Origin of the sequence: Advenella sp. S44 (genome assembly GCF_002810445.1) — a bacterium.
Taxonomy (GTDB): Bacteria; Pseudomonadota; Gammaproteobacteria; order Burkholderiales; family Burkholderiaceae_B; genus Advenella.
In genome coordinates this window covers 1,541,803-1,555,057 of record NZ_NEXS01000003.1, presented here as the reverse complement: position 1 = coordinate 1,555,057, position 13,255 = coordinate 1,541,803, and the positions used below count along the sequence as shown (strand labels likewise).

14 protein-coding genes are annotated in these 13,255 nt (G+C 54.9%); 2 read left to right on the top strand and 12 right to left on the bottom strand.

Translation table 11 applies throughout. From position 1 onward, the window contains the following. Positions 1 to 433: 433 nt before the first annotated feature. Complete coding sequence (locus CAP48_RS11205) at positions 434 to 817, bottom strand: RnfH family protein (protein ID WP_100696485.1); 384 nt, start codon at positions 815 to 817, stop codon at positions 434 to 436. Then, positions 810 to 1,244 (bottom strand): type II toxin-antitoxin system RatA family toxin, encoded by a 435-nt coding sequence (locus tag CAP48_RS11200; protein WP_100696483.1) that lies wholly within the window; start codon positions 1,242 to 1,244, stop codon positions 810 to 812. The genes CAP48_RS11205 and CAP48_RS11200 overlap by 8 nt, the downstream gene beginning before the upstream one ends. A 180-nt stretch (positions 1,245 to 1,424) precedes the next feature. On the opposite strand from CAP48_RS11200, the gene smpB reads away from it, so the two are divergent. Continuing rightward, complete coding sequence (smpB, locus tag CAP48_RS11195) at positions 1,425 to 1,886, top strand: SsrA-binding protein SmpB (protein ID WP_100696481.1); 462 nt, start codon at positions 1,425 to 1,427, stop codon at positions 1,884 to 1,886. Between the two features lie 378 nt (positions 1,887 to 2,264). Here smpB and CAP48_RS11190 read toward each other — a convergent pair whose 3' ends face one another. The 4 genes from CAP48_RS11190 to ppsA all read right to left on the bottom strand — a co-directional run bounded on the left by CAP48_RS11190 (position 2,265) and on the right by ppsA (position 6,695). Next, complete coding sequence (locus tag CAP48_RS11190) at positions 2,265 to 3,230, bottom strand: SPFH domain-containing protein (protein WP_369806340.1); 966 nt, start codon at positions 3,228 to 3,230, stop codon at positions 2,265 to 2,267. A 15-nt stretch (positions 3,231 to 3,245) separates the two neighbouring features. Then, positions 3,246 to 3,770 (bottom strand): NfeD family protein, encoded by a 525-nt coding sequence (locus CAP48_RS11185; RefSeq protein ID WP_242444404.1) that lies wholly within the window; start codon positions 3,768 to 3,770, stop codon positions 3,246 to 3,248. A gap of 20 nt (positions 3,771 to 3,790) precedes the next feature. Further along, a complete protein-coding gene (locus CAP48_RS11180) occupies positions 3,791 to 4,123 on the bottom strand; it encodes an FKBP-type peptidyl-prolyl cis-trans isomerase (protein ID WP_100696477.1) in 333 nt (110 codons plus the stop codon). A 205-nt stretch (positions 4,124 to 4,328) separates the two neighbouring features. Continuing rightward, the gene (gene ppsA, locus CAP48_RS11175; RefSeq protein WP_100696475.1) at positions 4,329 to 6,695 is read right to left on the bottom strand and encodes a phosphoenolpyruvate synthase; all 2,367 of its coding nucleotides are present in this window, start codon (positions 6,693 to 6,695) and stop codon (positions 4,329 to 4,331) included. Between the two features lie 142 nt (positions 6,696 to 6,837). Between ppsA and CAP48_RS11170 the strand changes: the two genes are divergently transcribed. Further along, entirely contained in the window at positions 6,838 to 7,683 is an 846-nt protein-coding gene (locus CAP48_RS11170; RefSeq protein WP_100696473.1) for a pyruvate, water dikinase regulatory protein, read from the top strand. 387 nt (positions 7,684 to 8,070) lie between these two features. On the opposite strand, the gene CAP48_RS11160 is transcribed toward CAP48_RS11170, so the two are convergent. The 6 genes from CAP48_RS11160 to fabZ all read right to left on the bottom strand — a co-directional run bounded on the left by CAP48_RS11160 (position 8,071) and on the right by fabZ (position 13,253). Beyond that, a complete protein-coding gene (locus CAP48_RS11160; protein ID WP_100696471.1) occupies positions 8,071 to 8,838 on the bottom strand; it encodes an RNA methyltransferase in 768 nt (255 codons plus the stop codon). A 74-nt stretch (positions 8,839 to 8,912) separates the two neighbouring features. After that, positions 8,913 to 9,986, bottom strand: coding sequence for a fatty acid desaturase (locus CAP48_RS11155; RefSeq protein ID WP_100696469.1), 1,074 nt, complete (start codon positions 9,984 to 9,986; stop codon positions 8,913 to 8,915). 214 nt (positions 9,987 to 10,200) lie between these two features. Beyond that, positions 10,201 to 10,845 (bottom strand): ribonuclease HII, encoded by a 645-nt coding sequence (gene rnhB, locus CAP48_RS11150; RefSeq protein WP_100696467.1) that lies wholly within the window; start codon positions 10,843 to 10,845, stop codon positions 10,201 to 10,203. After that, positions 10,838 to 12,007, bottom strand: a complete 1,170-nt coding sequence (gene lpxB, locus CAP48_RS11145) for a lipid-A-disaccharide synthase (protein WP_100696465.1) — start codon at positions 12,005 to 12,007, stop codon at positions 10,838 to 10,840. Before lpxB ends, rnhB begins: the two co-directional genes overlap by 8 nt. Then, positions 12,004 to 12,798 carry an acyl-ACP--UDP-N-acetylglucosamine O-acyltransferase gene (gene lpxA / locus CAP48_RS11140; protein WP_100696463.1) on the bottom strand — a complete coding sequence of 265 codons (795 nt, stop codon included), beginning with the start codon at positions 12,796 to 12,798 and terminating at the stop codon, positions 12,004 to 12,006. The genes lpxB and lpxA overlap by 4 nt, the downstream gene beginning before the upstream one ends. Beyond that, entirely contained in the window at positions 12,795 to 13,253 is a 459-nt protein-coding gene (gene fabZ / locus CAP48_RS11135; protein WP_100696461.1) for a 3-hydroxyacyl-ACP dehydratase FabZ, read from the bottom strand. Before fabZ ends, lpxA begins: the two co-directional genes overlap by 4 nt. Positions 13,254 to 13,255: the final 2 nt, after the last annotated feature.

The following is a 13,255-nucleotide window of genomic DNA, read 5'->3' as shown; positions in this document are numbered from 1 at the left end:
CGGCAAAACGTCGATGGCGGTGGGTATGACGCGACCTTGTTCCGCGCACGCCGCAAATCGGGTCCGAAATTGCCAATAAACAATAGATTATTTTTTAGCGGACCTGTGAGCGACACGCGCAGCGGCGCAGCGATGCACGGTAAACATTACGTTTTCCGAGCCCATGAGGATCGGTTCGGTTGGCAGCAGCGGCAATTCAAGGGCTTGCGTTAAGCACGCGCCGTAGGGCTTGGGAAGCTCGGCAGCAATGGCGATTCGGTGACCCGGCGTTAAGCAAGTCCCGGGCGGCCCGGAGGGTTTGGCGACAACGGCGATTCAGTGACCTACCGTTAGCGTGCTCCGGGGAGCTAGCTCGCTTGGCGACAAAGGCAGCTCAGGCCCTGCGCCAAGCAACGCAGCCGACCGCGGCCATGCCTTCGGTCGAGGGTGGCGGTCAATGGCTGCCTGTTTTGTCGCCGGGCGACGTTTCCAGGTATTCTTGCCAGGCGACCTTGCTTTTTTTCAGATGCTTGCGCTTAAGGATACCGCTCTTGCGATGGGCGGCGCGACGTCGGCGCGACTCCATCGGATCGAACGTGAGCGCGCGGTATAGTTCCACGCGATCGCCCGGCTTCAGAACGTGGTCGGACGGCTTGCGAACACCGAATACACCGAAGCCGGCGATATCAGCTTGGCCGATGCCGCAGGCTTGATAAACACCCGACGCCTCTATGGCCTGAGCCAGGGTACTGTCGCAGGGCAGCGTCACGGCGGTCAGCCACACCTGGCCATCGGCGCGAGCGTAGCAAACCATCACGGTCATGCACTGCTCAGGCATAAATCTGCTCGGCCCGTTTCGTAAAAGAGTCGATAAAGCTGTTGGCGATGCGGTTGAAAACCGGCCCCACCAGCATTTCCAGAGAACGGCTGTTAAAGGCGTAATCGAGCGCAAACTGGACTTTACAGGCATCGGGGGCAAGTTCGATGAATTCCCAGGTGCCATTGAGCGCAGAGAACGGTCCATCGACCAGGTGCAGGTGGATTCTATTGGGAAAATGATGGGTGTTGCGAGTTGTGAAGGTTTGCTTGAGCCCGGCAAAACTGATCATGATAGAGGCAGTCATGCCGGCTTCATCAGATTCCAGCACTTGAGCACCGCCACACCACGGCATGAACTCTGGGTATTTTTCCACCTCGGCAACCAGCTTGAACATATTGGCAGCAGAATAAGGAAGCAGAACGGAGCGATGGACAGTAGTGGACATGAATTATAAGTGGCGTTGAGTAAGGGACAAGGCGATAAGTGTGCGAGCAAAATACGCTTGCAGTGTAATCAACAAGCAGCACAAGCGGGTCGATTCAATTACAATTGCGTGAAATCATTGCATTTTGCGCGATTAAACAGATCCTATTTTAACGGGTCAAATCCATTTATAAAATCAAACATGAGCATTACCAACAATCGCAAGGCAACCCACGACTATTTCATTGAAGAGCGTTTCGAGGCGGGCATCGTCCTGGAAGGCTGGGAAGTCAAGTCTATCCGTGCCGGTCGTGTCCAATTGGGCGAAAGTTATGTCATTGTACGCGACGGCGAATTACAGTTGCTGAATATGCATGTGAGCCCTTTGGCAACTGCGTCAACGCATATCCATCCCAACGCCACGCGTACCCGCAAGCTGCTGTTGCACAAGAAGGAAATCAACAAGCTGATCGGCAAGGTGGAAGTCCGCGGTTATACGCTGGTGCCGCTGAACCTGCATTTTCGCAATGGCAAGATCAAGCTGGAATTCGGCCTGGGTAAAGGCAAGAAACTGCACGACAAGCGAGATAGCGCCCGCGACAAGGACTGGCAGCGGGAAAAGGAACGTATTATGAAACACGATACACGCAGGCGGGACACCTAGTCCATTGCTTGTATCCGCAAGTGCGAGGCCGGATCCCTTTCGTACAACCAAGGTACAAAACCGAGCCGGATGCCTGTTCATATTATCTATGCAGCCGAGATGCCTTGCTTCTTTACGTGTACGTGCAAGTGGGGTCGCCCGGTTCATATCGGGCCGACAACTGGCACCCTCTATTCCCTGTCTCTTACCTGCAAACGCGATGCTCAATCCTAATCGCACCCAGCGCAGCAGGTAAATCGCGTATGACCATGGTTTTATGTCACCAGACCGGTTCTGCCCGGTCGTATTCCGACCAGGGTAAGCCGCCCGCCCCGGTGCATTTTTTTACATGAGAGACAGCGCACTGCGCGCTACGCGCGCGGCAGCTTCCGGGAAGCCTTAGCGACGTTGTCCCAGGCCGGTCGAATCGCTCGCTGGCTGGCCACCTTGTCCGGTGGCTTTGACGACGGTCATTGCAGAGGCAATGAGGCCGCCCACATCGGCCAGGTTGGCCGGCAGAATAAGCGTGTTTCCCTTTTTGGCCACATTCCCGAAAGCCTCGACATAGTTGTCCGCGACACGAAGATTGACCGCCGCCATCCCGCCTGGCTGCTCAATGGCTTGCGCCACCTGGGAGACGGCCTGGGCGGTGGCCTCGGCGATGGCGATCACTGCCGCTGCCTCACCCTGTGCCTGGTTAATTTGCGCCTGTTTCTCGCCTTCGGAACGGGCAATGGCAGCTTCACGCTCGCCGGTTGCAATATTGATCTGTTCTTGCCGACGGCCTTCAGAGGCAGCGATCAGCGCGCGTTTTTCGCGCTCGGCGGTAATCTGAGCCTGCATGGCGCGCAAAATCTCATTAGGGGGCGTCAAATCCTTGATTTCGTAACGCAGCACTTTGACCCCCCAATTGGTGGCAGCCTCATCGAGCGAGGCCACAATGGTGCTGTTGATGGCATCGCGTTCTTCGAATGTTTTGTCAAGCTCCATTCGCCCGATCACCGAACGCAATGTGGTTTGCGCCAATTGCGTAATTGCGGAGATATAGTTTGATGAGCCGTAGGACGCCAGCATCGGATCGGTAACCTGAAAGTAAATGACGCCGTCCACCTGCAGCTGCGTATTGTCCCGGGTGATACAAATCTGGCTGGGAACATCCAGTGGGATCTCCTTGAGCGAATGCTTATAAGCGACGCGGTCTACAAAAGGAATAATGAACCGGGCGCCAGGCGACAAGGTACGGTCATACCGGCCAAGGCGCTCTTTAATCCAGGCATTCTGTTGCGGGACGATTGCAATGGACTTGATCAGAAAGACCAGGACCAGCACAACTAATATGGCGAGAAAAATAATCGACGTATCCATAATATGACTCCTGAGCTACGCGCTGCTGGGGGTGGGAGGGGTGTCAGGGCCTGACACAGGCGCAACGATGAACACAATGCCGTCGATGTCGGTAATGCGATAGCTGCCAGGCGCCGGCGGGCCGCCAAGCGCGGGGTCCAGCCGAACTTGCCACTTGGCACCGCGATACTGAATGACTGCGGTATTCATTGGCGTCCAGTCTGCGACGTAGACAATCTGCCCGATGTCTAAATTGACATCGGTATTTCGGCTGGCGGAACTTTTCGAGCCGCGCCGCACCAACTTACTGGATTTTAGAATAACGAAGCCGGCAATGCCAAGGACACTGAAAGCCAGCAGTTGCCAGGCGAGTTCACCGCCCAGCCAGGACACCACACCCGCGCCGGCAGCGGCGACCGCCACCAGCAACAGAAAGAAGGTGCCCGTGAGCAGTTCAAGAATAAGCGCGACGGCCGCAACACCAAACCAGATCCACATATCGCTTTCCTGCAAGAGAAGCACGCCACCATGGCGTACAGACGGCAACAGCGGCAACAACATTGGCCGCTGGCCTCGGACAACTATCCGTTAATACCGAGCAATTCAACTTCAAACACCAGTGTTGCATTCGGCGGAATAACGCCACCTGCCCCACGTGCGCCGTAGCCAAGTTCGGCAGGGATGGTCAGCTTTCTGGTGCCGCCCACTTTCATGCCCTGTACGCCCTGGTCCCAGCCTTTAATGACATGGCCGGCGCCTAGCGGAAACGAAAACGGCTCGCCGCGGTCTTTGCTGGAATCGAATTTCTGGCCGTTGTCCTTGAGCCAGCCTGTGTAATGCACCGATACCTGCTGGCCGCTTTTTGCCTGTTCGCCACTGCCTTCGGTCACATCTTCAATAATTAGTTCGCTCACGTGTATTTTCCTGAGTACGGTGTAAAACTTAAGTGTACATTAAGTGTACAGTAAGTCGCCCACGCATTCGACAAAAAAGACCGATACAGGGCGGGATCTGGCCCGGGCAGCAAAACGGGCACCCTGCCCCTGATCAAAGATCAGAAAAAGGTGCCCGAAATGCCGGGGCGCCTGCGCAAAAGGCGGCCCTTGTGTCGACTGGAAGTTACTTGGCCAGTTTTTGCCAGGTATCTACCACCGTATCCGGATTGAGCGACATGGTCAGAATACCCTGCTCCTTGAGCCAGACGGCCAGATCAGGATGATCGCTGGGCCCCTGGCCGCAAATGCCGACATACTTGTTGGCTTTGAGGCACGCCTGGATGGCCCGTTGCAGCATGAAGCGCACAGCCTCGTCACGTTCGTCAAAATCGGCCGCCAGCAGTTCCATGCCTGAATCGCGATCCAGACCCAGAGTCAGTTGCGTCATGTCGTTGGAACCAATGGAGAAACCATCGAAATACTCCAGGAACTGGTCGGCCAGGATCGCATTGGATGGCACTTCGCACATCATGATGACACGCAGACCGTTTTCTCCGCGCTTCAGTCCATTATCTGCCAGCAGATTGACGACCTTTTCGGCCTGAGTCAATGTGCGCACGAACGGCACCATGATTTCAACGTTGGTCAAGCCCATATCGTCGCGAACAAAGCGCAGCGCTTCGCATTCCATGCGGAAGCATTCGGCAAAGTCCTCGGAAATGTAGCGCGATGCGCCACGGAACCCAAGCATGGGATTCTCTTCCTCGGGCTCGTAGCGGGAGCCGCCAACCAGCTTGCGGTACTCATTGGATTTGAAGTCGGACAGGCGCACAATGACCGGCTTGGGATAGAATGCCGCCGCAATAGTGGCAATGCCTTCGGCCAGCTTTTCTACAAAGAATGCACGCGGGCTGGCGTAGCCACGGGCCGCCGATTCCACCGCTTTTTTCAGCTCGGCATCAATGTTCGGATAGTCCAGCACCGCTTTGGGATGCACATTGATGTTGTTGTTAATAATGAATTCAAGCCGCGCCAATCCCACACCGCCGTTGGGAATCTGGGAAAAGTCAAAAGCCAGTTGCGGATTACCCACGTTCATCATGATCTTAACCGGGATCTCTGGCATTTCACCACGGCGCACTTCTTCAACTTCCGTTTCCAGAAAACCGTCGTAAATACGGCCTTCGTCGCCTTCTGCACACGAGACCGTCACTTCGGCACCTTCCTTGAGGTCCTCTGTCGCCGTTGCGCACCCGACCACCGCAGGGATGCCCAGTTCACGCGCAATAATTGCCGCATGGCAGGTACGCCCGCCCCGGTTGGTCACAATGGCCGCAGCACGTTTCATGACCGGCTCCCAGTTCGGGTCTGTCATGTCGGTAACCAGCACATCGCCGGACTCGACCTGATCCATATCGTTGATATCGGAGACCACTCGAACTTTACCTGAACCGATTTTCTGACCAATAGCGCGGCCGGTAATAAGCACCTTGCCGGTCGCTTTGAGCTTGTAGCGCTGCTGCACGTCGTTGCCGGTCTGCTGGGACTTGACGGTCTCAGGGCGAGCTTGCAGGATGTATAGTTTTCCGTCGATGCCGTCGCGACCCCATTCGATGTCCATGGGACGCTGATAGTGTTTTTCGATGATGACAGCGTAACGCGCAAGCTCGATGACTTCGTCATCGGTCAGTGAATAACGGTTGCGTTCCGAAACGGGCACTTCAACGGTGTTGACTGCGTTCTCTCCGGGCTTGCGCTCGGCGTTGAATTCCATTTTGAGTAGCTTAGAACCGATGCGACGGCCTACGATCGGGTATTTGCCCGAAGCCAGCGTGGTTTTAAAAACATAGAATTCGTCAGGATTGACCGCGCCCTGTACGACGGTTTCACCCAGACCATACGAGGACGTGATAAACACAACGTCGTTGAACCCCGATTCCGTATCGAGCGTGAACATGACGCCGGCGCTGCCCTTGTCAGAGCGCACCATGCGCTGGATACCGGCCGACAGCGCCACATCAGCATGCGCATATCCTTTGTGGACACGGTAGGAAATAGCGCGATCGTTATACAGTGAAGCGAAAACGTGACGGATTTTATCCAGCACATCGTCAATGCCTGCTACGTTCAGGAACGTTTCCTGCTGGCCGGCAAATGAGGCGTCAGGCAAATCTTCTGCCGTGGCTGAAGAGCGGACGGCGAACGAGCCCTTGCCATCGGCATCCAGCTCGGCGTACGATTGACGAATCTGTTTTTCAAATTCTTCCGAAAACGGCGCTTCGGTGATCCAGCCGCGAATTTCGGCGCCGGCCAGAGCCAGCTCGCGAACATCTTCGGGATTGAGAGAGGTCAGGCGCTCGGCGATACGCTTGTCAAGCCCGGACGTTTTCAGAAAATCACGAAAGGCATCGGCAGTGGTAGCAAAACCGCCAGGCACACGTACCCCGGCGTTGGCCAACTGGCTGATCATTTCTCCGAGCGAGGCATTTTTCCCGCCGACTGAGTCAACATCCGACATGCGGAGTTTCTCGAATGGAACAACATACGACATTTAAGTCACCCTTAGATTAAAATGAAAGCTTATTTGATAAGAAAAGCGTGCTTTCCTGATCAAATAAGCCTGAAACATCGGCCAGGTACAAAGTATCATGATTGTACCGTCTTTTTCTACACCCACAGGATCAAAATCGAACATGTCAGAATCACATAAGAAGCGGACGGTCTTCATCGTATCAGATGGCACAGGCATTACGGCAGAGACGTTCAGTCACTCTGTTTTGTCCCAGTTCAGCGCCGATTTTGATTTCACGTTGTTACGTGAGCCTTTTATCACTTCCGAAGAAAAAGCGGCCAAGGTTGCCGAAAAAATCAACGCCACCGCGCTGGCCGAAAATAACCTGCCGATTTTGTTCAGCACCCTGGTCAAACCGGAAATTCTCGATGTCGTGCAACAGGCCAATTGCGTTTTTCTGGATATTTTTGGCGCCTGCGTCAATCAGCTTGAAACGGCGCTGGAGACCAAATCGCGTCCAACGATTGGCCTGTCACACCTGAGTGCAAGCTCCGAGCAATACCGTAACCGCATTGAAGCAATCAATTTCACACTGGCCCATGATGACGGCCAATTCGTGCATGGCTTAAAGGAGGCCGATGTGATTCTGGTCGGCGTCTCCCGTTGCGGCAAGACGCCAACAAGCCTGTATCTGGCCATGCAATACGCCATCAAGGCGGCCAATTTCCCCTTGATCCCCGAGGATTTCGACCGCGGCTCGCTGCCAAGCACCCTGCTGCCGTATCGGAAAAAGCTGTTTGGCCTGTCGATTCAGCCTGACCGGCTCTCCGAAGTCAGAAACGAACGACGACCCGACAGCCAATATGCGTCTATCAAACAATGCCTGCACGAAGTGGCTGAAGCCGAACGCCTGATGAGACGCGAAAGCATCCAATGGCTTTCGACGACAACCAAATCCATTGAAGAAATTTCCACGACCGTCATCCAGATCCTGGAACTCAAATCGAATTCATCATCTCATTATTGACGCGCGAGCAGGGCCCTGCGCTGCATTGCATGTTCCAAATAGAAGGAGCGATCATGATGCTCTGATCGCTGCAACGGCGCTTGTCCATGAAAATACATTGAAGATATGTAATGACCCAGCATTTTCTGCTCAGCTTGCGCATGCAAACGCGGCAGCCGGGTTTTCATGTTCAACGCATGGCGTGAACCCGTGGTGCTTGGCAAAGTCCCAAAGCACAGAATGAAGCGATCGAGCTGTGTGACCGATGGGCTGCAGAACTGGTGCGCTAATGAACTGATGTGCTAATGAACTGACAGGCTGATGAACTGATGGGCTGATGGGTACGAGCAGACGGATTGACGGGATCAAGACTGACGGATCGACGCCAACGCCCTGATCGGCCAGCACTCAACTATGCTGGCGCCGCTGCTCGAAGAGCATGATGGCTGTCGCCACGGCGGCGTTCAGCGATTCCACGCTGTTGCTTTGTGGAATGAAAACGCACTGATCAGCCTGTGCAAGTATATCGGCATGAACACCCTGCCCTTCATTGCCGATCACCCAAAGACACGCCGCGGGCAATTGGCCCGTGTACAGGCTGCGTGCGCCAGGGGCAAGTGAAGAGGCGAACACCGGTATATCCAATTTCTTTTTTACATCTGCAAAATGCTGATGTTCATGGATATCCAAGGCAAAGTGAGCGCCCTGTGCGCTACGCAATACCTTGGGAGACCAGGCCCCGACGCAGCCGGCTGACAGCAGCACATGCCGTAAGCCGGCCGCCGCAGCCGTACGCAAAATCGTACCCAGATTGCCCGGATCCTGCAGGCGATCCAGCCACAAGGCTGTGCAGGCCAGATGGGCAATGGTCGCAGGCACCGGGCGTGTTGCCACAAACATGATCCCTTGCGGCGTTTGCACTGTGGCAATGGCATTGAACAGTGGGTCGGCAAGCTGATATTGCAATGGCGCATCGGTCATTGCCAGCAGTCGAACAATTTCCGGCTGATTGGTCGCGCCAGCCTGCACCAGAACCGACTCGGGCTGCCCATATCGAGCCAGCCATTCCTCACACAAATGCACGCCTTCAAGCAGGATGCGGGTCTTGTCCCGCCCTGCTGCCACTTTCAGGCCCTGACGGACCACTAGGTTATCTTTGGACTGAATTGGTTTCATAAAAAATCCCTGCTTTAAGCAGGGATAGTAACGTATTTCCGTGGCAAACCCGACAGGCGGGACTGCCTTTTTTCTTAAACCACGTCGGGCGATTTATTACCCTTGAAGTCTGTCCAGTATCGTTCCTGATAGTTGTACAGCTTGCATGCCTTGATCGTGCGGAAGTACCAGGACCAGCTGAACATTTGGATCACGATCCGGCTGGGCAGCATGTCTTCCAGCGTCTTCTGCGCTTTTTTCAACTTGTACAACGGTATGCTCATGTCGACGTGATGAGCAGTATGCTCCATGATGTGGTGCATCAAGGCACCAAACTTAAACCGGAACATCATATGAACGGTGGTCGATACAAAGGGTTGAGCCTTGGCCCATACCGCACGATTGTCATGCCAGACCACGCGCGTATGCGTGTGCTGGATGTAGACCACAAAGCCGATCATATAAAACCAGAACAGCAACGGAATAAGCCAGGCAAAAGCCACTAGCATCAGTACAGACTGACCGGTTGCCTGAGCAGCGAAAACAACACCACCCAGCCATGCCAGGCCAAAAATACTGACCAGCAGGCCATCCCAGAAAAATACCTTGCGTTGGGTTCCCATGTAGCCCTTGCTCGGGAACATCATGCGGTTCCACCAGATTTCAACGATGTAATAAATGCCGGCGCCTAGCGGTCCGCGATAGACGCGTTCCATAAAGCGGCCCATGGGCGACAGCGCATCATATTCTTCTTTGGTTTTGGGGCACCAGACAAAATCCATGCCCTTCAAATTGGTAAAACCGTGGTGCACCACATTGTGCCCGACATCCCAAAGGCTATATGGAGACACCGCCGGAAGAAAGGCGATGCGGCCGATCCATTTATTCAGCTTGCGATGAGGCGTCAGACTCTGATGGCAGGCATCATGTCCGATGATGAAAAGGCGACCAATCATAAAACCGGCCACAAGGGCGCAGATCAGCTTGAGCCACCAGGCAGACAGGAAGACCGTGCCGGCCAGCAGGCACAGCAGCAAGGTGTAATCAACAAACAGCAGCAGAAAAGCGCGAAATGTATTTTGCTGGGAGATGGGAATCAGCCAGCTACGTATGATTTTCCGGTGCGGCAGTTCTGCATCGGGCGCAATAGGGGTAAATTTCGTTTCCATTATTTGATTTTCATGTCGGGTTATCCCCGCAAATAGGCAGTACATATTGTACTTGTATTAGGCTTCAGCTACGTGTCAATTTAATACAATGTTCTATTTACCACACGTATTAGAAGAAAAAAGCGATTTTCGGTGCATTCTAAAGCCCGTTTACAGACATTGAAGGCTCATTCCGGCAAGTTACACTCATGGACAGGAAGAGAACTCCCCGATTTTACGCCAGAATGCCCTCGTTTGTCTGTAACGAAATCAGGGTCCTGACAGGCGCAAACGTACTGCGGTGCACCGGGCACGGCCCATGAGTTTTGAGCCGTGCCAGATGTAGCGCAGTGCCATAGCCCTTATGCTGGTCAAAGGCATATTCCGGATACTGTGCATGTAGTTGCATCAATTGCGCATCCCTGGCCGTTTTTGCCAATATGGACGCGGCGGAAATGCAGGCATGCAAGGCATCGCCCTTTATTACCGCGTGGCACGGAATGCCCAACCCCTGCGGCACCCGATTACCATCAATCAACACGAGTTCAGCACGGTGCTCCTGGCAGGATACCGCCAGACCATTGAATGCGCGCTGCATGGCAAGCATGGTAGCGCCCAGAATATTGAGCTGGTCGATCTCTGCGACGCTGGCGCTGGCAATAGACCAGGCCAGCGCTTTTTCACGAATACGCAAGGCCAGACTTTCGCGCTTTGCTGCGGTCAGGGTCTTTGAGTCTGCCAGCCCGTTGATGCGACGGCGCGGATCAAGAATGACCGCAGCGGCGAAAACGTCGCCTGCCAGGGGACCCCTGCCCGCCTCGTCTATCCCGGCGGTCATGCGGGGCAAAGGCAGTTTGCCGAAAAGGGGAAGATCATGCATTCGCTGTTGCAAGAATCGCCTCCGCTGCCAGGCTCGCCGTATCGCGATTCAGTTCGCGATGCAATTGGCGAAATTTCGCTTCGGTTTGCTCAATGTAACTGGTGTCGGTCAGCGCCCGGATACACGCTTTGGCAAGGTTCGCCGGCGTGGCCGCTTCCTGCAGCAATTCGGGAACGGCGAACTCGCGCAACAGCACGTTGGGCAGGCCTACCCAGGGAAGCGATGGGCCGTCCTGGCCAGCCTTCCATTCCATCAACCGGCGCATCAGCGGCGTCAGTACATAGGAAATCACCATGGGCCGCTGGAACAAAGCGGTTTCCAGCGTCGCCGTGCCGCTGGCAACCAGTGCCGCGTCGCAGGCTTCCATAATGTCCCAGGCAATAGGCTGGTCGGACACGCGTTTGATAAAACATTGCAGGCCATCCACGGGATAGCTGGCCAAGATAGCATTGAACTGTGCCTGGCGCGCTTCATTGACCAGCGGCACCACGAAACGCAAGGTTGGATCCTCTTTCTGCAGCAGGCTTGCCGCCTGCAGAAAACGCGGCGCGAGCTGAGCGATTTCCGATGTCCGGCTGCCGGGTAATATCGCCAGCACCCGTCCGTCGGGATCCAGGCCCAGCCGCATGCGTGCCTGTCGTTTATCTGGCGACTGCGGGATCTGGGATGCCAGGGGGTGTCCCACATAGGTCACCGGCACGCCTTCCTTACGATAAATATCTTCCTCAAACGGGAACAGCACCAGCATGTGCGACACCGCTGCGCGTATTTTGTGGATACGTTCGTAGCGCCATGCCCAGATGGAGGGGCCGACAAAATGAACCGTGGGTATGCCGCGCTTGCGTAGATGCTGCTCGAGCCGTAAATTAAAATCTGGTGCATCCACGCCGACGAAAACGTTGGGGCGCAGCTTCAGTACCGATGCGCGAAACCGCAAATGGGTTTGAATGAGTCGGGGCAAGTTCTTGAGCGCATCAACGTAGCCGAAGACCGACAGATCATCCATCGGGTAAAGCAGCTGCATGCCTTGCTGCTGCATTTCGGGCCCGCCAATGCCAGAGACCCGAAGCTGGGGATCACGCGAGCGCAAGCCCTGTATGATTCTGGAAGCCAGCAGATCTCCGGACGGCTCGCCCGCCACCATAGACAAAAGCAGGCTCATCCCCTGCTAACGCCACGCGATGCGGTTTCGAAAAAAGTAACGAAAGGATCCAGCACACGCGCGGTATCCGGATTATCCTGCTGGTAACGCGCGATTTCCTCGGCAGCCTCGGTGGTTGTCAGCTTGCGCATATAAATAATTTTATAGGCGTCCTTGATGGCATGGATTTGTTCCGGCGTAAAGCCGCGGCGCTTGAGCCCTTCGGAATTGATGCCAGCCGGGCGATATGGCTGGCCGGCCCCGAGAACATAAGGAGGTATGTCCTGGCGGATCGCGCTCATGCCACCCGTCATGGAATGCGCGCCGATATGAATGTACTGATGCGCCGCAGAACTGCCACCGACAATGGCCCAGTCGTCAATATGGATGTGGCCCGCCAGTTGCACTGAATTGGCCAGGATCGTATGGCAGCCGATCTGACAATCGTGCGCGATATGCACATATGCCATGATCCAGTTGTCATCACCCAGGCGCGTAATCCCGACGTCCTGCGCCGTACCCGTGTTAATGGTTACGAACTCGCGAATGGTATTGCCATCGCCGATTTCAAGCGCTGTTTGCTCGCCGGCGTATTTTTTGTCTTGCGGGTTGCCGCCAACAGAGCAAAACCGATAGAACACATTGTTTTTACCGATGGTGGTATGGCCATCGATGACGCAGTGCTCACCGACAACGCTACCTTCTCCGATCGTGACATTTGCATGGATGACAGAATAGGCGCCTACCTTCACAGAGGGATGCAACTTGGCGCCATCATGAATAACCGCGGTAGAGTCGATAAGTTTGGTCATTGTTCGTCCAGATCACGAATAGCGCACATGATCGCAGCTTCAGCTACGACTGCCCCTTCAACGGTGGCACGTGCACTGTATTTACAGATGACTTTGCTGATACGGTCAGCGGTAACCTCCAGCTGAAGCTGGTCTCCCGGAATGACGGGTTTGCGAAAGCGTGCGCCGTCCACCCCAACCAGATAATAAGCCTTGCGGGCAATATCGTCCCTGCAGGAACCGTCTTCAGCTGCAAATGAAAATATTGCTGCAGCCTGGGCCAGCGCCTCAATGATCAGCACGCCAGGCATGACGGGACGCCCGGGAAAATGGCCATTGAAAAACGGCTCATTAATTGTCACATTCTTGATGGCAACAATGCTTTTGCCAGGCACCATTTCCAGGACTCTGTCTACAAGCAGCATCGGATAGCGATGAGGAAGCCGCGCCATAATGCTTTGAATATCTACTTGCATGA